26 protein-coding genes are annotated in these 19,728 nt (G+C 73.1%); 7 read left to right on the plus strand and 19 right to left on the minus strand.

Going from position 1 to position 19,728, the window contains the following annotated elements:
* The first annotated feature begins 2 nt into the window (after nucleotides 1-2).
* Nucleotides 3-650: a hypothetical protein gene (locus ACWEFJ_RS00745; RefSeq protein WP_449712507.1), complete on the plus strand. Its 648-nt coding sequence runs from the start codon at nucleotides 3-5 to the stop codon at nucleotides 648-650.
* Here ACWEFJ_RS00745 and ACWEFJ_RS00750 read toward each other — a convergent pair.
* A complete protein-coding gene (locus ACWEFJ_RS00750; RefSeq protein WP_378087525.1) occupies nucleotides 631-1,029 on the minus strand; it encodes a hypothetical protein in 399 nt (132 codons plus the stop codon). The two genes, ACWEFJ_RS00745 and ACWEFJ_RS00750, sit on opposite strands and share 20 nt — an antisense overlap.
* 72 nt (nucleotides 1,030-1,101) lie before the next feature.
* Entirely contained in the window at nucleotides 1,102-2,196 is a 1,095-nt protein-coding gene (locus ACWEFJ_RS00755; protein ID WP_449712508.1) for a PLP-dependent cysteine synthase family protein, read from the minus strand.
* A 23-nt stretch (nucleotides 2,197-2,219) separates the two neighbouring features.
* On the opposite strand from ACWEFJ_RS00755, the gene ACWEFJ_RS00760 reads away from it, so the two are divergent.
* From ACWEFJ_RS00760 to ACWEFJ_RS00770, 3 genes are read left to right on the plus strand one after another with little or no spacing between them, the layout of a single operon-like run.
* A complete protein-coding gene (locus tag ACWEFJ_RS00760; RefSeq protein WP_449712509.1) occupies nucleotides 2,220-3,212 on the plus strand; it encodes an ADP-ribosylglycohydrolase family protein in 993 nt (330 codons plus the stop codon).
* Between the two features lie 55 nt (nucleotides 3,213-3,267).
* Nucleotides 3,268-3,576, plus strand: a complete 309-nt coding sequence (locus ACWEFJ_RS00765) for a PadR family transcriptional regulator (RefSeq protein WP_378095418.1) — start codon at nucleotides 3,268-3,270, stop codon at nucleotides 3,574-3,576.
* Nucleotides 3,573-3,872, plus strand: a complete 300-nt coding sequence (locus ACWEFJ_RS00770; protein ID WP_378095420.1) for a hypothetical protein — start codon at nucleotides 3,573-3,575, stop codon at nucleotides 3,870-3,872. The genes ACWEFJ_RS00765 and ACWEFJ_RS00770 overlap by 4 nt, the downstream gene beginning before the upstream one ends.
* A 59-nt stretch (nucleotides 3,873-3,931) precedes the next feature.
* Here the strand turns inward: ACWEFJ_RS00770 and ACWEFJ_RS00775 are convergent, their stop codons facing one another.
* Together ACWEFJ_RS00775 and ACWEFJ_RS00780 are read right to left on the minus strand one after the other, a co-directional pair.
* Nucleotides 3,932-4,189, minus strand: coding sequence for a DUF4229 domain-containing protein (locus ACWEFJ_RS00775; protein ID WP_378095422.1), 258 nt, complete (start codon nucleotides 4,187-4,189; stop codon nucleotides 3,932-3,934).
* Nucleotides 4,190-4,200: 11 nt separating this feature from the next.
* The gene (locus ACWEFJ_RS00780; protein WP_378095424.1) at nucleotides 4,201-4,668 is read right to left on the minus strand and encodes an Lrp/AsnC family transcriptional regulator; all 468 of its coding nucleotides are present in this window, start codon (nucleotides 4,666-4,668) and stop codon (nucleotides 4,201-4,203) included.
* Nucleotides 4,669-4,818: 150 nt separating this feature from the next.
* Here ACWEFJ_RS00780 and ACWEFJ_RS00785 point away from each other — a divergent pair, with 150 nt between their 5' ends.
* Together ACWEFJ_RS00785 and ACWEFJ_RS00790 are read left to right on the plus strand one after the other, a co-directional pair.
* Nucleotides 4,819-5,037: a BldC family transcriptional regulator gene (locus ACWEFJ_RS00785; protein ID WP_378095426.1), complete on the plus strand. Its 219-nt coding sequence runs from the start codon at nucleotides 4,819-4,821 to the stop codon at nucleotides 5,035-5,037.
* Between the two features lie 52 nt (nucleotides 5,038-5,089).
* Nucleotides 5,090-5,269 (plus strand): hypothetical protein, encoded by a 180-nt coding sequence (locus ACWEFJ_RS00790; RefSeq protein ID WP_378095452.1) that lies wholly within the window; start codon nucleotides 5,090-5,092, stop codon nucleotides 5,267-5,269.
* 39 nt (nucleotides 5,270-5,308) lie between these two features.
* Here ACWEFJ_RS00790 and ACWEFJ_RS00795 read toward each other — a convergent pair whose 3' ends face one another.
* From ACWEFJ_RS00795 to ACWEFJ_RS00810, 4 genes are all read right to left on the minus strand, one after another.
* Nucleotides 5,309-6,715, minus strand: a complete 1,407-nt coding sequence (locus ACWEFJ_RS00795) for an AAA family ATPase (RefSeq protein ID WP_449712510.1) — start codon at nucleotides 6,713-6,715, stop codon at nucleotides 5,309-5,311.
* Between the two features lie 155 nt (nucleotides 6,716-6,870).
* Nucleotides 6,871-7,833, minus strand: coding sequence for a c-type cytochrome biogenesis protein CcsB (ccsB, locus tag ACWEFJ_RS00800; RefSeq protein WP_449712511.1), 963 nt, complete (start codon nucleotides 7,831-7,833; stop codon nucleotides 6,871-6,873).
* On the minus strand, nucleotides 7,833-9,344 hold the full coding sequence (resB, locus tag ACWEFJ_RS00805; RefSeq protein WP_449712638.1) for a cytochrome c biogenesis protein ResB: 1,512 nt from the start codon (nucleotides 9,342-9,344) through the stop codon (nucleotides 7,833-7,835). Before resB ends, ccsB begins: the two co-directional genes overlap by 1 nt.
* 50 nt (nucleotides 9,345-9,394) lie before the next feature.
* Entirely contained in the window at nucleotides 9,395-10,180 is a 786-nt protein-coding gene (locus tag ACWEFJ_RS00810) for a cytochrome c biogenesis CcdA family protein (RefSeq protein WP_378095457.1), read from the minus strand.
* A gap of 195 nt (nucleotides 10,181-10,375) precedes the next feature.
* On the opposite strand from ACWEFJ_RS00810, the gene ACWEFJ_RS00815 reads away from it, so the two are divergent.
* Nucleotides 10,376-11,341, plus strand: a complete 966-nt coding sequence (locus ACWEFJ_RS00815) for a M64 family metallopeptidase (protein ID WP_378095432.1) — start codon at nucleotides 10,376-10,378, stop codon at nucleotides 11,339-11,341.
* A gap of 3 nt (nucleotides 11,342-11,344) precedes the next feature.
* On the opposite strand, the gene ACWEFJ_RS00820 is transcribed toward ACWEFJ_RS00815, so the two are convergent.
* The 11 genes from ACWEFJ_RS00820 to ACWEFJ_RS00870 all read right to left on the minus strand — a co-directional run bounded on the left by ACWEFJ_RS00820 (nucleotide 11,345) and on the right by ACWEFJ_RS00870 (nucleotide 19,726).
* Entirely contained in the window at nucleotides 11,345-11,926 is a 582-nt protein-coding gene (locus ACWEFJ_RS00820) for a TlpA family protein disulfide reductase (RefSeq protein WP_378095434.1), read from the minus strand.
* Complete coding sequence (locus ACWEFJ_RS00825; RefSeq protein WP_378095436.1) at nucleotides 11,923-12,552, minus strand: histidine phosphatase family protein; 630 nt, start codon at nucleotides 12,550-12,552, stop codon at nucleotides 11,923-11,925. Before ACWEFJ_RS00825 ends, ACWEFJ_RS00820 begins: the two co-directional genes overlap by 4 nt.
* Complete coding sequence (gene hemL, locus ACWEFJ_RS00830; protein WP_378095437.1) at nucleotides 12,549-13,856, minus strand: glutamate-1-semialdehyde 2,1-aminomutase; 1,308 nt, start codon at nucleotides 13,854-13,856, stop codon at nucleotides 12,549-12,551. Before hemL ends, ACWEFJ_RS00825 begins: the two co-directional genes overlap by 4 nt.
* 11 nt (nucleotides 13,857-13,867) lie before the next feature.
* Nucleotides 13,868-14,209 (minus strand): hypothetical protein, encoded by a 342-nt coding sequence (locus tag ACWEFJ_RS00835; protein WP_378095439.1) that lies wholly within the window; start codon nucleotides 14,207-14,209, stop codon nucleotides 13,868-13,870.
* 13 nt (nucleotides 14,210-14,222) lie between these two features.
* Nucleotides 14,223-14,690 (minus strand): hypothetical protein, encoded by a 468-nt coding sequence (locus tag ACWEFJ_RS00840; RefSeq protein ID WP_449712512.1) that lies wholly within the window; start codon nucleotides 14,688-14,690, stop codon nucleotides 14,223-14,225.
* Between the two features lie 7 nt (nucleotides 14,691-14,697).
* A complete protein-coding gene (locus ACWEFJ_RS00845) occupies nucleotides 14,698-15,129 on the minus strand; it encodes a hypothetical protein (protein ID WP_378095443.1) in 432 nt (143 codons plus the stop codon).
* A 104-nt stretch (nucleotides 15,130-15,233) separates the two neighbouring features.
* Nucleotides 15,234-15,635 (minus strand): hypothetical protein, encoded by a 402-nt coding sequence (locus tag ACWEFJ_RS00850; RefSeq protein ID WP_378095445.1) that lies wholly within the window; start codon nucleotides 15,633-15,635, stop codon nucleotides 15,234-15,236.
* A complete protein-coding gene (locus tag ACWEFJ_RS00855) occupies nucleotides 15,632-16,219 on the minus strand; it encodes a hypothetical protein (protein ID WP_378095447.1) in 588 nt (195 codons plus the stop codon). Before ACWEFJ_RS00855 ends, ACWEFJ_RS00850 begins: the two co-directional genes overlap by 4 nt.
* A gap of 100 nt (nucleotides 16,220-16,319) precedes the next feature.
* Nucleotides 16,320-16,859, minus strand: coding sequence for a hypothetical protein (locus ACWEFJ_RS00860; RefSeq protein ID WP_449712513.1), 540 nt, complete (start codon nucleotides 16,857-16,859; stop codon nucleotides 16,320-16,322).
* Entirely contained in the window at nucleotides 16,856-17,833 is a 978-nt protein-coding gene (gene hemB, locus ACWEFJ_RS00865; RefSeq protein WP_378095450.1) for a porphobilinogen synthase, read from the minus strand. The genes ACWEFJ_RS00860 and hemB overlap by 4 nt, the downstream gene beginning before the upstream one ends.
* Nucleotides 17,834-18,193: 360 nt before the next feature.
* On the minus strand, nucleotides 18,194-19,726 hold the full coding sequence (locus ACWEFJ_RS00870) for a bifunctional uroporphyrinogen-III C-methyltransferase/uroporphyrinogen-III synthase (RefSeq protein ID WP_378087707.1): 1,533 nt from the start codon (nucleotides 19,724-19,726) through the stop codon (nucleotides 18,194-18,196).
* Nucleotides 19,727-19,728: the final 2 nt, after the last annotated feature.

Below are 19,728 nucleotides of genomic sequence, written 5' to 3' on the forward strand. Positions count from 1 at the left end.
GCATGGGCGGGCTGCGGGCGTTCGGGTCGCTGTGCGCGGGCGTGGCCGTGCTCGTCGTGTGCTGGTCGGCGGCGTTGGCGACGCTCGCCGGGATGATGATGGTCCAGCCGGGCCGGGGCTGGTGGACGTTCCTCGGCATCCCCCTCGTGCTGGTCCTCCTCGCCGTCGGGTTCGGCCTGGCGATGGCGCACGACGAGGCGTCGGGCTCCGGCGGGACCCTGAACGCGCTCATCGTGTTCTTCCTCGTGGCGTGCGGCGCGCTCATGGTGGCGGGCGGCGTGGCGTACTTCTCCGGCGCGCAGGTCTACCAGGCGCACCTCGGCACGCGGGCCGAAGCGGTCATCTCGTCCACCATCGGGTTCAACGGCGAGTCCGGCGGCGTGGTGAGGCGCTGGTACTACGTCGACGACGCCGTCACCGGCGAAAGCCTCGGCCCCCTGGCGACCCCGCCCGAGAACGCGGAGGAGGGCACGCGCGTCACGGTCCTCGTGGACCCCCACGGCTGGATCCGACCCGTGCCCGCCGACAGCGCGGCAAGGACGGCGGCGCCGACCGCGATCGCGCTCGGCGCGGCGGGCGTCGTGCTCCTCGGCGCCCTCGCCGTGCTCGCGACGGGGTTGTGGGCGTCCGCTACCAGGCGTCCTCGGTGAAGCTCATCGGCTCGTCGTCGTCGGCCGGTTCGGGCTTGGGGGGTGCGACGCGGGGCTCCTCGCCGCGGCACAGGGCGGTCAGGGCGTCGCGGTCGGCTTCCAGCGCCGCCTTCACGCCCCGGTCGTCCGCGGCCTCGCCCATGAGCACCTGCCGCCAGCTCAGGTAGCCGCCCGCGATCCGCCGCTGCAACGCCTGCAACTCCGGCGACGCGGCGTTCGACTTCGCGTACTGCATGACCCGTCGCACGTCGTCGGCCGACGGTTCCCGCTGCGGCCGGCGCAGCGCCGCCGCCTCGCGCATCGCCTTGTCGGCATCGGCGACCGACCTGCTCAGCACGTCCTCGGCCGTGAGCACCTCGGCAGTCCGCCACGCGATCACCGCAAACCCCTTTCTCGCGCCGATCCCGCTGCGACGCACGCGGGCCGCCGCGCGTTCCCTCGAAGTCGCGAATCACCCGCTCCACGTGCCGGTGGCGCGGAACCGGGTCAGGGTGGCCAGGTGCGGTTCGAGGTCCAGGCCCTGCGCGGCCACCCACTCGTCGTCGTAGTAGGTGTGCGCGTACCGCTCACCGCCGTCGCACAGCAGGGTCACCACGCTGCCGCGCAGCCGCGACGCCCGCATCTCCGCGATCAGCTGGAACGCGCCCCACAGGTTCGTGCCGGTGGACCCGCCCACGCGCCGGCCCAGCACCTGCTCGACGTGCCGGATGGTGGCCAGCGACGCCGCGTCCGGCACCTTGATCATCCGGTCGATGACCGCGGCGATGAACGACGGCTCCACCCGCGGCCGGCCGATGCCCTCGATGCGCGAGCCCCGGGTGCCGGTCAGCGACGGGTCGCGGTCGCGCCAGGCGTCGAAGAACACCGAGTGCTCCGGGTCCACCACGGCGAGCCGGGTCCGCAGCTTGCGGTAGTGGATGAACCGGCCGATGGTGGCGCTCGTGCCGCCGGTGCCTGCGCCGACCACGACCCACTCCGGCTCCGGCTTGTCCTCCAGCGCCATCTGCTGGAACACCGACTCCGCGATGTTGTTGTTGCCGCGCCAGTCCGTGGCCCGCTCGGCGTGCGTGAACTGGTCCATGAAGTGCCCGTCCAGCTCCGCCGCGAGCCGCCGGGACTCGTCGTAGATCGCGCCCGGCTCGTCCACGAAGTGGCACTGCCCGCCCTGGCGCTCGATCAGCGCCACCTTCTCCGGGCTGGTCGACCGCGGCATGACCGCGATGAACGGCAGCCCGAGCAGCCGGGCGAAGTACGCCTCGGACACGGCCGTCGAACCGGACGACGCCTCGATCACCGGCGTGCCGCCGACCACCCAGCCGTTGCAGATCGCGTACAGGAACAGCGACCGGGCCAGGCGGTGCTTGAGCGAGCCCGTGGGGTGGGTGGACTCGTCCTTCAGGTAAAGGTCGATACCCCACTCCGGTGGGAGGGGGAACGTCAGCAGGTGCGTGTCGGCGCTGCGGTTGGCGTCCGCCTCGATGATGCGGACGGCCTCGCACACCCACTCCCGGGTCCGGGAGCTGCATCGGTCTACCGAAAGGGTCACGCCGGCAGGTTAACTTCTGCGGCGTGACCCCACTCCCGATCGCCCCGCTCACCGGCTGCCTGCTGGCCGGAGCCGTCGGCGACGCGCTCGGCGGCTCGATCGAGTTCGACCGGATCGACCGCATCCGCGGCCGGTTCGGCCCGGCCGGCCTGACCGACTACGCCCCCGCGTACGGCCGGCTCGGCGCGATCACCGACGACACCCAGATGACGCTGTTCACGCTGGAAGGGCTCGTGCTGGCCCGTCGGCGCGGCAGCGACCCGGTGCACGAGGTGCGCGTGGCGTACGCCCGGTGGCTGCGCACGCAGGGCGGCCCCGAGGTCACCCGCGACGGGTGGCTGCTGGACGTGCCGGAACTGCACGACCGGCGCGCGCCCGGCACCACGTGCCTGACCGCGTTGCGCTCCGGCGTGCCGGGCACGGTGGACGCGCCGATCAACGACTCGAAGGGCTGCGGCGCGGTGATGCGTGCCGCGCCGGTGGCGTTGTGGTCCGACGACGTGCACGAGGTGTTCGAGCTGGCCGCCGCCACCGGCGCGCTGACCCACGGCCACCCCAGCGGCTACCTGTCCGCGGGCGTGCTGGCGGTGCTGGTGCAGCAGTTGCTGGCGGGCGCGTCGCTGCCGGCCGCGATCGGGGTGGCGCGGGCCGAGCTGGTCGGGTGGGACGGGCACGAGGAGCAGTTGGCCCTCCTCGACCTCGCCGTGGAGCTGGGCGTGGGCGGCGTGCGCCCGACGCCCGAGGTGATCGAGACGACGCTGGGCGGCGGTTGGGTCGGCGAGGAGGCGTTGGCGATCGCGGTGCTGACCGCGCTGGCCGCGCGCGACCTGGCGGACGGGCTGCTGCTCGCGGTCAACCACTCGGGTGACAGCGACTCGACCGGCGCGCTGTGCGGGAACCTGCTCGGCGCGCGGGACGGCGTCGGGGCCATCCCCCGGCACTGGCTGGACGTGCTGGAGCTGCGGGACGTGGTGGAGCGCCTGGCCGGCGAGGCGGAGGCCGCGTTCGGCCGGTGAGGGGCGGGGCGGCGGAGGGTTGACCCGCCTTAATCTACATAGATAGGCTTGGCGCGTGGAACCGCTCGGGCGCATCGGAGGGGCCACCGTCGACGTGCTGGAGGTGCTGCTCGGCAGCGACCGGCCGCGCTGGGGCCTGGAGATCATCAAGCTGACCGGGCGGCCGTCCGGCAGCGTCTACCCGCTGCTCGACCGCCTGGAACGGGCCGGGTGGGTCACGTCGTCGTGGGACGACGACAGCGAACGCCGCGGCCCGCGCCGCCGGATGTACGTGCTCACGCCGGACGGCGCCCGCGAGGCGACCCGGGTGTGCGCGAGGAAGGCCCGACCCGTGCCCGTCACCCGACCGGAGGTAGCCCGATGACCCGACTCGCCCTGGCCCTGGTCCGCGCGGCGGCCGCGTTCCTGCCGCGCGGGCAGCGGGACCGCTACCTGGAGCAGTGGCGCGCCGACGTGCGGGGCGCGCGCGAGGTGGGCCTGCACCCGCTCGGGGTGGCGTTCGGCGCGGCCCGCATCGCGCGCCGCGAGCGCCCGCCGACACCGCTGCCCGTCGGCCCGCTGGCGCTGGCCCTGCGGCTGCGCGAGAGCACGAACATCGGCGCGGTGCTGGCCGTGGTGCTGCTGGCCAACCTCGGCGGGACGATCCTGCTGGTGGTCTAGGCCGTGCCGCCGCCGCGCCCGGCACGCCACCGCCGGATCCGACGGGACGGTCCGGCGGTCTAGGCGGCGTCGCCGCGCAGCTGGGCGCGCAGCTTCTCGCGTTCGGCGCGGCGCGCGGCCTGCTTGACCTCCAGGCCCTGCGCGACCCGCGCGCGCAGGCCGCTGAACACGAACAGCGACAGCGGCAGCGCCACCACCACGCCCACGGCCAGCGCCACCAGCAGCGGCACGTTGACGAGCACGAGCAGCGCGGTGACCGCGGCGACCATGCCCAGGCGTGCGCAGATGTAGAGCGTCACATCACGACCCAGGTGCACGGTTCCCCAGGTTACGCGTCGTCCGCGGCGCCGGCCGCCGCGGTGTTCGGCCGGCCCTCGAACCGGGTCGACAACACGACCGTGGTGCGGGTGCGGGCGACGCCCTGGATGCGCCGCAACCGGCCGAGGGAGCGCTCCAGGTCGTCCACCGTGGCGACCCGGACCTTCACGATGAACGACTCGTCGCCCGCCACCCGGTAGCACGACTCGACCTCGACCAGCTCGCCCAGCGCGACCGCCAGCTCGTCGTCGTCCGCGGTGTCGGTGGGGTGGATGCTGACCAGCGCCGTGACCCCGAGGCCGACCGCGCTCGGGTCGACCACGGCGTGGTAGCCGACGATCACGCCGGTGGCTTCCAGCTTGCCGACCCGCTCGTGCACGGCGGAGGCCGACAGGCCCACCTTCCGGCCCAGGTCGGCGTAGGTGGCCCGGCCGTTCTCGCGCAGGGCGGCGATGATCTGGCGATCAAGAGCGTCCACCGGTCACAGGGTAGGCCCACCCCCGGCGATGTCCGAACCGCACGCTTCGTCCCTTACTACCTCTTTACCATCACCCAAGCGTTCGAGTACCCGATGGGTGAGGTGCCACGATGCGTCCGGTACGTCTGTTCGCCATCGGGGAGGAAAGCCGTGACCGTGACGCAGGGACACCAGGGGGAACGCCTGCTGACGCCGGGCGAGGTCGCGAACCTGTTCCGGGTCGACCCGAAGACGGTCACCCGCTGGGCGACCGCGGGCCGGATCGGTTCGATCCGCACGCCGGGCGGCCACCGCAGGTTCCGCGAGTCGGAGGTCCAGGAGCTGTTGTCCCAGCTCACCACCGAGGCGACCGAGCCCGTCCGGCACTGAGCACGTGCACCTCCGCGACACGGGTAATCTCGTGGCAAAGGAGGTGGCGACCATGCTCTACCTGCTCGCGGTGGTCGGTGCGCTCACCATCGCCGTGCTGCTGTGGCGCGCGTTCGGGCCGGACCGGGTCGATACCGCCCCCAGCCGTCGGTTCGTGGCGCCCGACGACAACCCCGACTTCCTGCGCAAGCTCGGCGAGCAGCGCAAGAAGAAGGCGGACGACGAGGAGTGAGACGGCGGAGGGGCCTCGGTCGAGGCCCCTCGTCGCGCGCTAGTTGTTCGGGAAGTCGTCGGCCACCGTGGCGGCCAGCTCCAGCAGCGCGAGCCGGGTGTCCGGGGCGAGCTTGTCCAGCTCGATCTCCGCGCCCTCCTCCAGGTGCGTGTCGAACGGGATCCGCACCACGGCGCGGCAGCGCTGGGCGAAGTGCGCGGCCAGCTTGTCCAGGTCGACCTTGCCCGAGCCCGGCCGCACGGAGTTGATCACCGCGACGGACTTCGCGACCAGGTCGCGGTAGCCGTGGGCGTCCAGCCAGTCCAGCGTCGCCGCCGAGGTCTGCGCGCCGTCCACCGAGCCGGACGAGACCAGCACCAGCGAGTCGGCCTGGTCGAGCACGCCCTTCATGGCCGAGTGCATCAGGCCGGTGCCGCAGTCGGTGAGCACGATGTTGTAGAACAGCTCCAGCAGCGCCATCGTGCGCAGGTAGTCCTGGTCGCTGAACGCCTCCGACACGGCCGGGTCCTGCTCGGACGCCAGCACCTCCAGGCGGCTCGGCGACTGCGACGTGTAGGCGCGCACGTCGCTGTACCGGGTGATCTTCGAGGCGTCGCGCAGCAGGTGCCGCACGGTCGCCGTGGTCTCCCGGGGCACCTTCAGCGCCAACGTGCCGCGGTCGGGGTTGGCGTCCACCGCGATGACCCGGTCGCCGCGCAACGAGGAGAACGTGGAGCCGAGCGTGGTCGTCGTCGTGGTCTTGCCGACGCCGCCCTTGAGGCTCAGCATCGCGATCTTGTAGCAGCCGCGCAGGGGCTGGTTGATCCGGGTGATCAGCTCGCGCCGGCGGATGTCCGCGGGGCTCTCGCCGAGGTTGACCAGGCCGCCGGTGATCGAGTGCAGCGTCTTGCGCCAGCCGGACTGCGGGGGCCGCTTCGCGCGCTTGATCAGCTGCTGCGAGGAGACCTCGTTGGCGTTGGCGCGCTGGGGCGGCTGCGGCTGGACGCTCTGCGGGAAGTTGTTGGGGAACCCGCCCTGGTACTGGGGCTGACCGGGCTGGCCGGGGGCCGGGTACGCGCCGGACGGGCCGCCGGACACCTGGTACGCCCCCGACGGGCCGCCGGAGACCTGGTGGGGACCGGACTGCTGACCCGAGACCTGGTACGGGCCGGACTGCTGACCGGACACCTGGTACGGACCCGACTGCTGACCCGAGACCTGGTACGGACCCGACTGCTGACCCGGCGCCGGGTAGGGGCCGGACTGCGCCGGGAAGCCGCCCGACGGCGGACCGGTCACCGGGCCGGACGCCGACGGGTCCAGGTAGACGGTCTGCGGGTCGACGTAGTGGGCTCCCGATCCCGGCTCGACCTGGTAGCCGCCCGACTGGTTCGGGTTGGGCTGCTGCCCGTCCCCTCCGGCCGGCTGCTGCCACGACGGCTCAGGATTCTCGTAGCGACCGGTCACCGCTGGGGTCCTCCCTGAGCGAAGCGGATCGAGACCTCCCCGACCCCACGCGTCCGACGGTAGTCGGCGACCAGTGGTTCCTCGACACTGGGTGTGCGCTCAGCCACGTGCTCCGCGACGGGCCGCCGACACCGCGTGACTGGTGGTCTACGGGATCAGCCGACCCCGGCGTACGAGTGCAACCCAGTCGTTACGAGGTTGATGAAGAACAGGTTGAACACGGTCAGCGCGAAGCCGAGCGAGTTGATCCAGGCGGCGGGCCGGCCGCGCCACCCGGCCGTCGCGCGCGCGTGCAGGTACGCCGCGTAGACCACCCACGAGACGAACGCGACCGTCTCCTTGGGGTCCCAGCCCCAGAACCGGCCCCACGCCGCCTCGGCCCAGATCGCGCCGCAGATGATCCCGATGGTGAACAGCGGGAACGCGAAGACCGTGCTGCGGTAGGCGAGCCGGTCGAGCACGTCGGCGTCGGGCAGCCGGCGGAACCGGGCCCGGCCGGAGGACTTCATCAGGTACAGCACGCTGGCCACGCCGGGCACCAGCAGCACGCCGCTGGACACGGAGATCACCGACACGTGCACCACGAGCCAGTACGACTGGAGCGCCGGCTGCACGGGCGCGGCGTCGGCGTAGAGAACCGTGCCGCCGAGGAACATCAGGATCACGATCGGCACGAGCACGAACCCGCCGAGCCGGCGCACCGGGAACGTGCGGGACAGCACCAGCCACGTGACGACGGCCGCGAGCGTCAGCATCGAGCCGTACTCGTACATGTTGCCCCACGGCGCGCGTTCGGTCGCGAGACCGCGCAGCACCAGCGAGGCGGCCTGGAGCAGCGCGCCGAGGACGGCCAGCGCCACGCCCATGCGGCCCAGGCGCTCGGCGCGGGACCGCTCCGGCCTGACGACCAGGCCCGGCGTCCACGTGCCGTCGGCCTGCGTCCCGCCCGCGGCGACCGCGCCCGACGCCGGGGCGCCGGCCAGTTCGCGCTCCCGGGCCTTCGCGGGCCGGGCGAACGCCGCCTCGCACAGGTACAGCACGGCGGCGAAGAAGTAGATCGCCACGGCCGCGCCGTAGGTCCAGTCGCTGTAGGTCGCCAGGGCCGCGTTGACCGGCATCAGCTCTCCTCCTTGTCGGCGGACGGGTCACGGGGGTCCACCAGGTCGCGGGCCAGCCCGGTGAACTCCTCGCCGTACCCGGCCTGGTCGGTGCGCGCGAGGCCGCCGACCTCGATGACGGTACGCCCGCCGTCCCCGGGCGTCGCCCGGACCCAGACCCGGCGGCGCTTGATGCTGAGCGAGACGCCCAGCCCCAGGATGACCAGCACCGAGAACACCAGCACCCACACCTGCGTCGGGTCGTGGGACACCTGCAACGACACCCAGTCGCGGACGCCGTCGAAGCGGATCACGGTGCCGTCGTCCAGGGTCAGCTCCTCGCCGACCTTGAGGTTCTGCCGGGCGACCTTGGTGAGCTTGCCGTCCTCCACCATCTTCCGGTCGATCGAGAAGATGGACTGGCCGCGCCCGGAGTCGGTGCCGAGGTCGCCGCGGTAGACGTCGACCGCCACCGCCGGGTCGTTCGCGGCGGGGAACGCGGAGTCCAGCAGCTCACCGCGGAACGCGGCGGTCGGCGCGAGGAGGCCGGTGATCGCGAGCTGGCTCTTGCGGCGCTGCTCGGCGTCCGGCACGTTCGGCGGGTCGAACTTCGTCGCGCCCTCGGAGGCCAGCGTCAGGAGGTTCACCGGCCGCCACTGGGTGGCCCCGGTGCGGGTCTCGCCGTTGGGGAAGGTGACCGTGAACAGCGGCGTGTAGCCGTGGCCGAGCAGGTAGAGCCGGTCGCCCGCGGTGCGCAGGGGGCTGTTGACCTCCAGCGGGTACGGCCGCCAGGTGCCGGTCTCCAGGTCCGCGCCGGACTGGTAGGCGATGGACGCTCGGTAGCTCTCGGCCTGCCCGTTGTGCAGGTAGGTGGCCTCGAAGTCGTCCACCTTCACGCAGAACTGGTTGAGGTTCGTGCCGTCGACGCGCAGGCCGGGGCGGAACGTGTCGTAGTTGTAGACGCCCGAGTTGCAGAACTGGTCGCCGTTGGCCTGCACGATGACCTGGCCCTCGTAGCCGAACATCTTGCCCAGCGCGAAGGCCACCAGCAGGCCCAGCAGCGAGAAGTGGAACACCAGGTTGCCGGTCTCGCGCAGGAACCCGCGCTCGGCGCTGACCGTCCGGGAGCCGTCGGGCTCCTCGCGGACGACCTTGCGCCAGCCCTTGAGCCGGCGTTCGGCGTGCTCGACCACGGCCTGCGGCGACGCGGTCGTCTCGGCCGACGCGTGGTGCGGCATGCGGGACAGGTTGCGCGGCGTCAGCACCGGCTTGGCGCGCATCTGCTTGAAGTACTCGAACGTGCGCGGCAGCAGGCAGCCGACCAGCGACACGAACAGCAGCACGTAGACCGCGGAGAACCAGACGCTGGCGTAGACGTCGAAGAACTGCAGCTCGTCGAGGAACCGGCCCCACCAGCCGTGCTCCGCGATGTACTCGTCCACCTTCACCGCGTTCAGCGAGCGCTGCGGCAGCAGCGCGCCGGGCATCGCGCCGAGGGCGAGCAGGAACAGCAGGGTCAAGGCGGTGCGCATGGCCGTGAGGCCGCGCCACGTGTTGCGCAGGAAGGCGAGGACGGTACCCACTACAGCGGCAGTTCCAGGTCGGTGATCACGGCGTCGCGCAGCCAGGCGACGAAGTCGCCCCACAGGCCGGTGACCAGGGCCACGCCCACGGCGATCAGCAGCACGCCGCCGAAGACCTGGACCTGGCGGACGTGCGAGCGCAGCCAGCCGGTCGTCCGGACCGCCCAGCGCGCGCCCAGCGCGATGAGGATGAACGGCAGGCCGAGGCCCAGGCAGTAGGCCAGCACGAGCAGGCCGCCGCGGGCGGTGACCGAGCCGACCTCGGTGCTGCGGGTCAGCGCCAGCACGCCCATCAACGTCGGTCCGATGCACGGGGTCCAGCCGAGCGCGAACACCCCGCCGAGCAGGGGCGCGCCGAAGAGGCCGGCACGCGGCGTGCGGTGCACGCGGACGTCGCGCTGCAACGCCGGGACGAGGCCGATGAACACCAGGCCCATGGCGATGGTGATGACACCGCCGATGCGCTGGAGCAGGTCGCCCTGCAACCAGAACAGGTCGGTCAACCCGAGCACGACGAACGAGGTCAGGGCGAACACGGCGGTGAAGCCGAGGACGAACAGCAGCGCCGCGCCGGCGACCCGCCAGCGGCCGGTCTTGCGCGCCTCGCCGTCCTGGACCGCGGGCGCCTCCGCGCCGACCAGGCCCGCCAGGTACGCCAGGTAGCCGGGGACCAGGGGCACCACGCACGGGGAGGCGAACGAGATCGCCCCGGCCAGCACCGCCAGCCCGGTGGCGAGCAGGATCGGGCCCGAGGTGGCCAGATCGGTCGGGTTCACGGGGTTCAGGGTAGGTATCCACGACTTGACGCCGTGCACCGGCATCCCTTATGGGCGACTCAGGTCACAGTGACGGAGTGGCCCGGTTGTGCCTCGATCGGCGGCACGGGCAGCGGACAGCGGTGATCTCCTACCCGTTTTGGGCCCGTTCAAACCAAACCATCAACCCTTGTGGGTTAGCGCTCAACTCCATAGCGTGACTGCATGCGCGCACTTCGGGCCGCCTTGGCCGTGCTGGCCGTCGCCTCCGCCGTCGTCGCCGCTCCCCTGCCCGGCGGCGCTGCGGAGCGCGCCGAGCCGGCCGTGGAGTGGCTGGAGGTCTTCGCGCCGGACGGCACGATCTCGCGGACGCCCGTCCCGGTCGCCGTCGAGACCCGCGCCGCGCCCGCCGAGGTGTCCGCCGCCGTGGTGCCCGTTCAGCAGACCGGCGCGCCCGACCAGCGGTTCGACCTGGTGTTCGTGGGCGACGGCTACACGGCCGACGAGCTGGACTCGTTCCACGACCACGTGGTGGGCAAGTGGGAGGAGCTGGCCTCGGTGGAGCCGTTCAAGTCCTACCGGCAGCACTTCAACGTCTGGCAGGTCGACGTGGTGTCGAACGAGTCGGGCGTGGACCACGACCCGACGCTCGGCGTCGAGCGCGACACCGCCCTCGACATGGGCTTCTGGTGCCAGGGCCGGGACACCCAGACCGAGCGCCTGCTGTGCGTGAACCAGACCAAGGCCGCCCAGTTCGCCGCGCTCGCGCCGGAGGCCGACCAGGTCATCGCGCTCGGCAACACCGCCAAGTACGGCGGCGCGGGCGGCGGAGTGGCGACCGCGGCCGGCGCGAACGACCAGGCCGGGCAGATCGCGGTGCACGAGCTGGGCCACTCGATCGGCGGGCTGGCCGACGAGTACGACTACCCGTACGACCGGTACGGCGGCGCGGAGCCGACCGAGGTGAACGTGACCGCCGACCCGACCGGCGCGAAGTGGTCCGCCTACCTCGGCCAGGCGTCGCCGGACGGCGGTGTGGTCGGCGCGTTCGAGGGCGCGCGGTACCACCGGTACGGCCTGTACCGGCCCACCGAGAACTCGGTCATGCGCACGCTGGGGCGCGAGTTCAACCTGATCGGCCGGGACGCGATGGTCGCCGCGTTCCGGGCGAAGGTGCCCGGACTGCGCTGACGGCTACTCCGCGGCCAGGTCCTTGACCAGTTGCAGCAGGTCGGTCGCGATCACGGGCCCCAGGAACGCCGCCGCCACGCGGTGCTGCTTGTCGAGCACGAACGTGGACGGCACGGTGTTCGGCGGCAGGCCGCGGAACGACAGCATCGCCCGGCCGGACTGGTCGTAGATCGACGGGTAGCTCAGCTTCCGGTTGGTCATGAAGTCGCGGGGCGACTCGGTCGAGCTCTCCTTGACGTCCACGCCCAGCACCTGCACGCCCAGCGGCCCGGTCTCGTCCTGGACCTTCTGCAGCTCCGGCGCCTCGGTCCGGCACGGCGGGCACCACGCGCCCCAGATGTTGACGACCACGACCTTGCCCGCGTAGTCGTCCAGGGAGATCGTCTTGCCGTCCTCCATCAGGCTCGGACCGGTCAGGCCCTTCACCGGCTTGCGCTCGTCGCCCTCGTAGCGCAGCTTGGTCTCGCCGTTGGGCGCGACGAGCTGGAACTCCGAGCCCGCCACCACCGCGTCGTCCCCGGTCGAGCAGCCCGCCAGGACCAGGACCGCGGCGGCGAGGCCCGCCAGCGCCGATCGCGCCCTCATGCGCCGGTCACCCTCGGGTTGGTCGCGCCGACCGGCTCGGTGTAGACCACGCGCACCAGCTGCTCCCCCTCGAACACCAGGCTGGTCAGCGACGCGAGCGAGCACTCGCGGCGACGCGGGTCGTGCCACATTCGCTTGCCCTCCACGAACCTGCGCAGCGTCCAGATCGGGAGCTGGTGGGACACGCACACCGCCTCGTGGCCCTCGGCCACCGCGCGGGCCCGCTGCACCGCGCCGAGCATCCGGTGCGCGATCGCCAGGTACGGCTCGCCCCACGACGGCCGGAACGGGTTGACCAGCTTCGGCCAGTGCTTCGGCGAGCGCAGCGCGCCGTCGCCGACGGCCACCTTCAGGCCCTCGAACCGGTTGTCCGCCTCGATCAGCCGGTCGTCGGTGGCCAGCTCCAGCCGGTGCGAGTCGGCGATCGGCGACGCGGTCTGCTGCGCCCGCTCCAGCGGTGACGCGACGACGTGCGCGATGTCGTGGTCGGCGAGGTGCTCGGCCACGGTCAGGGCCTGCCGCTGGCCGCGCTCGGACAGCCTGAAGCCCGGCAGGCGGCCGTAGAGGATGCCGGTCGGGTTGTGCACCTCGCCGTGCCGCAGCAGGTGGACGACGGTGCGGCTCACCGGGCCACCCCCTCGGGGGCGGTGGCGCTCGCGGCGGCGCGGGCGGCGTGCGGGAGGGCGTCGGCGACGACCTCGAAGTCCGCGTCGGTCATGGCGGCGTTGACGAACCACGCCTCGAACGCGCTCGGCGGCGCGTACACGCCGCGTTCGAGCAGGGCGTGGAAGAACGGTGGGAAGCGCCACGTCTCGGCGGCCTGGGCGCCGGCGTAGTCGGTCACCTCGCGGTCGGTGAAGAACACGCTGACCAGGTTCCCGGCGAACTGCACGCGGTGCGCGACGCCCGCCTCGGTGAGCGCGGCGGTGAACAGCGCGCCCAGGCGCGTGGCGTTGGCGTCCAGGGTGCGGTAGACGTCGTCGGTGGCGGCGCGCAGCGTGGCCAGGCCCGCGGCGACCGCGACCGGGTTGCCGGACAGCGTGCCCGCCTGGTAGACCGGGCCGGACGGGGCCAGCTTCGCCATCACGTCCGCGCGGCCGCCGAACGCCGCGGCGGGCAGGCCGCCGGACATGACCTTGCCGAACGTGTAGAGGTCGCCCGCGACGTTCTCCAGGCCGTACCAGCCGGCGCGGGACACCCGGAAGCCGGTCATGACCTCGTCCATGACCAGCAGCGCGCCGTCGGCCTCGCAGAGCCGCTTCAGCTCGGCGTTGTGCTTCGGCGCGACCGCGCCCATGTTGCCCGCGGCGGCCTCCGTGATCACGCAGGCGATCTCGCCGGGGTGCTCCTCGAACGCCCGGCGGACGGCGTCGAGGTCGTTGTAGGGCAGCACGAGCGTGTCGGCGGCCTGGGCGCCGGTGACGCCCGGCGACGTGGGCAGGCCGAGCGTGGCGACGCCGGAGCCGGCCTGGGCGAGCAGGGCGTCCACGTGGCCGTGGTAGCAGCCGGCGAACTTGACCACCTTGCGGCGGCCGGTGAAGCCGCGGGCCAGCCGGATCGCGCTCATCGTGGCCTCGGTGCCGGAGTTGACCAGGCGGACCCGGCGCACCGGGGCGACCCGGTCGATGATCTCCTCGGCCAGCTCGACCTCGCCCTCGGTGGGCGTGCCGAAGGACAGGCCGCGGGTGGCGACCTCGCGCACGGCCCGCACCACGTCCGGGTGAGCGTGCCCGAGGATCATCGGGCCCCAGGAGGACACCAGGTCGACGTACCGGTTGCCGTCGGCGTCCCACAGGTGCGGGCCCTCGCCGCGCACCATGAACCTCGGCGTGCCGCCGACCGAGTGGAAGGCCCGTACCGGGGAGTTCACGCCACCGGGGATCACCGCCGCCGCGCGCTCGAACAGTGCCTGGGATCGCGTCGCTGTCACGGGGTCCAGTCTCACACGTCGGGTTCGGCGACCTGCTCCCGACCACGGGTCCGCACGGCGAGCACGGTCTGGCGCACGGCGTCGAGCAGCAGCACCCCGGCCACCGTGACCAGGCCGATCGACGGGCCGATCCAGTTGCCCTTGAAGCGGGTCGCCTCCAGCGGCGGGTGGTCGGGCACGGGGTAGCTGTAGTGCTCGACACCCCGGTTCCAGCACCACACCGCGAGGGGCACGAGCAGCGCGATGAGCACCACCTCGCCGACCGCGATCAGCGCGCGTTTCGGCTGGTGCAGCGTCGGCGCGCCGGGCCCGGGGTCCGGCGCGGTCTCGGTCTCGACGGGAGCCGCAGTCACGCCGGTCAGCTTCTCACGCCCGCGGCGCACCGGGTCCGCTCCCGCCGTCGCGCGTGCTCACCAGCCGCGCCATCGCGGCGCGCAGCGCGTCCGCGTCCCGCGCCCAGCCCGTCACCACCGTGCCGTCGGCGAGCCGGACGGGCACCGGCTCCGTGCCGCGGGGCAGGGTCCAGCCGCCGCCCAGCACCTTCGCGCCGGACCGGGGCTCGACGCCCTCGACGGCCGCCACCTCCCGCATCGGCAGCTCCTCCCGGCCCTGGTGCAGGGCGACGGGCGTGAGGCGGACCGCGTAGAGGCGGCGGCGTCCCTGCACCCAGAGGGCGGTCGGCAGGAGCAGGAGCAGCGCGACGAACACCCACAGCAGCGGGCGGGTCGAGCCGGTCAGCGCTTCCACGCCCAGGCCGAGGGCGGCGAACACCGGGCCCCACAGCAGCGGCCACCAGGACGCGCCGGGTTCGGCGTACAGGGTGGGTTGGTCCACGTGACGCCTACCCGAGGTTGCCGGAGAAGTACCGGCGCGTGCCCGGCAGGAAGCCGAACACGGCCGCGGCGGCGGGCAGCGCGAGGCGCAGCACGATCACCGCCCACGACACCGGCTCGGTCCCGCCGTCGCGGGCGGCGACGATCGCGGCGGCCAGCGCGAGGACGCCGATGACCAGCGCGCCGCCGCACAGGCCGAGGCGGGCGTGGTAGCTGCCGCCCAGCAGCAGCACCGCGCCCCAGATGCCGGCGACGGCCAGGCACGCGCCGGCGAACAACGCCATGATCGGGCCGAAGCCGGCGAGCGCGCCGTCCTCGGCCAGCGTGCGGACGAGCGAGCCGATCGGCCAGGACAGCGACGCCAGCACCCACAGGACGAACGAGACGACGACGGCGTTGGGGCGGGTCGGCGCGGTGGTGTGCTGGTCGACGCTCCGCATCTGGCCGGGGTAGGGGTACGGGGGTGGGGGCTGGTGTTGCGGTGAGGGCTGGTGTTGCGGCTGGTACGGGGGTTGGTGTGGCTGGTAGGGCGGTTGCGGGCTGGTCATCGGGACCTCACCCACCGGGCCGTGCCGGGGAGCCAGGTCAACGCCAACCCGACGGCGATCAGCAACAGCGTCACCAGGTTCGCGGCGCTGGCCCCCGGCAGCACGATCCACAGCACGTGCAGCACGGCCACGGCGGTCAGCACGCCGCGCGCCCACCGCGTGCCCCGGCGCAGCAGCCACCCGAACACGCCGTAGCCGATCGTGAAGAGCACCGCGACGAGGGTGAGCTGCCACAGCAGCCCGGTGACCGCGGCGGGGTCGTCGCCTGCCCGGACCGCGGCCTGCTCCAGCGCGGGCCGGCGCAGCCACAGCACCAGGCCCTCCAGCAGCAGGAACGCGCCGAGGGCCAGCCAGACGGCGACCGCGCCGCGCACGACCGCGGGCGGCTGCTCGGTCATCCGACGCGTTTGGCCGAGTCGAAGTAGACCTTGGAAGCGGGCAGGTACAGCGTCACCACGGCGGCGGCGACGACCAGCATGATGAGCACGCCGATCAGGGAGAACCCGATCAGGTGGTAGAGGAACACCACCACGCCCAGGATCGTCAACGCGATCCGCGCCCAGTTGCGGCCGGCGCGGGCCTTGACCGCGAAGAACGCCATCAGCGCCGCGAGCACCACGCCGATGATCACGAGGAACACGAGGACGGCGGTCACCGCGGACTCGAGCTGCTCCACCGTGACGCCCGGGGTCTGGTTCTGCGCCTTGCGGGCCTCTTCCAGGGCCGTCCCCCGCTGGGTGAGCACCAGCACGGAGGAGACGACGAGCAGCAGCGCGCCCGCGAGCCACAGGAAGAACGACAGGCGGACTTCCTTGGGCTCCGGCACGGCGGGCCGCCCCTGGCCACCCGACCCGGCCAGCTCCGACTCGCTCAGCGGCGGCGGCGGGAGGTAGGAGGGCTGCTGCGGGTACGACTGCTGCGGGTAGGGCTGCTGCTCGTGCGGCTGCGAGGGCCTGTTCTCAGGGTCCTGTGGGGTCGTCACGTCCGGAACGCTAGGGCCCGGTCAAGGTCGTTGTCCACCGCGACAGGCGGTGGCTGCAGACCTGTGACCTGGGTTCTCCCGGTGCGTTTGGCCGCGCGCGTCAGCGGGTACCGACGGGGCGCGGCCTGAAGTGACCGGCGACGGACGCCTGGTACACCAGCACCACGGCCGCGGCGTCGATCAGCATCGTGAGGACGCCGAACGCGAGGTCCACCCCGTTGACCGCGAGGCCGAACGCCGCCGCGAAGCCCGAGACGGCGGCGACCAGCCGCACCACGCCGAGGAAGATCCCGCCGACGGCGAGGACGGTCAGCACGACGCGCGCCCAGTTGCGGCCCTGGGCCATCCGGTTCGCGAGCAGCGTGTAGACGAGGACCAGGGCGACGGCCATCAGCAGGCCGAACACGATCCCGCCGGTGGCGGCGGCGTCCAGCTCGTCCTGGCTCAGGTCCGGCTGCTGCGCGCGCAGTTCGCGGATCAGCATCCCGCGGTCGGCCAGTTGCACCACGAACCGCACCATGCCGACGGCGGCGCTGAGGATGAACAGCCAGCGGGCGATGTCGACCGGCTTGGGCGGCGGCGGGGTGGGCGGCTTGGCCGCCCGGGCGTTCCCCGGTCCGGTCGTTCGCGGTCCCGTCATTCCCGGTCCAGCCACGCGGCGGCCTCGACGGCCCAGTAGGTGAGCACGACGTCCGCGCCGGCCCGGCGGATCGACGTCAGCGTCTCCAGCACGGTGCGCTCGCGGTCGATCCAGCCGTTGCGGGCCGCGGCCTCGACCATCGCGTACTCGCCGGAGATCTGGTAGGCGGCCACCGGGACGTCGGACACCTCGGCGACGGCCTTGACGACGTCCAGGTACGGGAGGGCGGGCTTGACCATGACCAGGTCGGCCCCCTCGGCGAGGTCGAGGGTGGCCTCGCGGAGCGCCTCGCGGGCGTTCGCCGGGTCCTGCTGGTAGGTCTTGCGGTCGCCCTGGAGCTGCGACTCGACGGCGTCGCGGAACGGGCCGTAGAGCGCGGAGGCGTACTTGGCGCTGTAGGCGAGGATGCCGGTGTCGGTGTGGCCCGCCTCGTCGAGCGCGGCCCGGATGAAGCCGATCTGGCCGTCCATCATGCCGCTCGGGCCCACGAGGTGCGCGCCCGCTTCGGCCTGGGCGACGGCCATCTCGCCGTAGACCTCCAGCGTGGCGTCGTTGTCGACGGTGCCGTCGGGGGTGAGCACGCCGCAGTGGCCGTGGTCGGTGAACTCGTCCAGGCAGCAGTCCGACATCAGGACGGTCGAGTCGCCGAGTTCCCGGCGCAGGTCGCGCAGGGCGGCGTTGAGGATGCCGTCGGGGTCGGTCGCGCCGGAGCCGACCGCGTCCCGCTCGGCGGGCACGCCGAACAGCATGATCCCGCCGACGCCCGCCTGGACCGCCTCCACGGCCGCCTTGCGCAGCGACTCGCGGGTGTGCTGGTGGACGCCCGGCATGCTCTTGATCTCGGTCGGCGCGTCCGCGCCTTCCTTCACGAACATGGGCAGGACGAGGTGGCGGGGGCGCACGGTGGTCTCGGAGACCAGGCGGCGCAGGGCCGGGGTGGTGCGGAGGCGGCGGGGGCGGTGGGCTGGGAACACGGCGGGTACTCCCTGGCTGGGGGTGGTGCTGGGTGTTGCGGGGTGGTGCGCGGGTGTTGCTGGGTGGTGCTCGGTGTTGCAGGAGTTCTGGGGTGCGGTCCGGCTCGATTTGACATGGGGCCCTTACGGGCACCGGAGGCAGGCCGTAGCCGGCAGGCACGGCGGGGAAGAGCGTCCCGCCGAGCCTGCCGGCTCCGACCAGCCTATGGCACCCGAACCCATGTCAAATCGAGCCTCGGTGGGGTGGCTGCGGGTCCGTTGTGGTGCCGGCTTGAGCGGTGTCACGTTGGCTGTTCCGGGGTGGTCGTACCGGGTCCGGTGGATCGGCTCGGGCGGCCGATCCACCGGTTCGGTCCGTGCTCAGGAACGGCGGAGGCGCTTGGTCTTGCGGGGTGGGGGCAGGGCGCCTTCGGCGCGCAGGCGGGCGGCGTGTTGGGCCAGGGCGTCGACCAGCGCGGGGACGTTGGCGTCCTCCGGTTGGACGTCCACCCGCAGGCCGAACTCGCGGGCCGTTTCCGCGGTCTGCGGGCCGATGCACGCGACCAGGGTGCGGGCGTGCGGCTTGCCGGCGATGCCGACCAGGTTGCGCACCGTGGAGGACGAGGTGAAGCAGACGGCGTCGAAGCCGCCCGACTTGATCATCTCGCGGGTGTCCGCGGGCGGCGGGGCGGCGCGGACGGTGCGGTAGGCCGTGACGTCGTCGATCTCCCAGCCCCGTTCGCGCAGGCCGGCGGCGAGGGTTTCGGTGGCGATGTCGGCCCGCGGGAGCAGGACGCGGTCCACCGGGTCCAGGATGTCGTCGTAGGGCGGGAAGTCCGCGAGGAGGCCCTCGGAGGACTGCTCGCCGGACGGGACCAGCTCCGGGATGATGCCGAAGCTGCGGACCTTGGCGGCGGTGGACTCGCCCACGCAGGCGATCTTGACGCCGGAGAAGGCGCGGGCGTCCAGGCCGAACTCGCGGAACTTCTCCCAGACCGCGCGGACGGCGTTGGTCGAGGTGAAGACGACCCACTGGTAGCGGCCGTCGACCAGGCCCTTGACCGAGCGCTCCATCTGCGCGGGGCTGCGCGGCGGCTCGACGGAGATCGTCGGCACCTCGACCGGGATCGCGCCGTGGGAGTGGAGGCGGTCGCTCATCGCGCCGGCCTGCTCCTTGGTGCGCGGGACGAGGACGCGCCAGCCGTAGAGGGCGCGGGACTCCCACCAGGACAGCTTCGCCCGGCCGGCGACGGCCGCGCCCACGGTGACCACGAGCGGGCCGCCGAGGTCGCCCGCGTCGGCGGCGAGGGAGGCCAGGGTGGTGTCGACGGTGCGCTGGCCGAAGCCGGTGCCGTCGCAGGTCACCGCGACCGGGGTCTGCGGCGCGACGCCGTTCTCCACCAGGGAGGACGCGGCTTCGGCCAGGTGGCTGCCGGTGGCGTGGAGCACGAGCGTGCCGGGCGCGGCGGCCAGGCCGGCCCAGTCGGTCACGCCGCGGACGTCGGCCTCGGTGTGCACGGCGCCCAGCGCGACGCCCGCGTAGGCGGGCACCGCGGTGCCGGCGGGGACGCCCGGGACCACGTCGAAGGCGATCGTGGTCTTGGAGACGGCCTGCGCCTCCTTCACCACCGAGTCCAGCGTCAGCGGGTCGCCCGCGACGAGGCGGACGACGGCGTTGCCGTTCTTCGCCTCGGCGACCAGGTCCTTCGCCACGTCGGCGGGATCGCCCACGGCGGGTCGTACCTCGACGCCGTCGGGTACCAGCGCCACCACCTCGGCCGGGACGTCAGGGTCCGTGACCACCAGCTCCGCCTTGTGGAGCAGGTCGCGGGCCCGGACCGTGAGCAGCCCGGTGTCGCCCGGACCCGAGCCGACGAACGCGACTCGGCCGGGGGTCTTGCGTGCGCGGGTCATCA

Source organism: Actinosynnema sp. NPDC004786 (assembly GCF_053601135.1).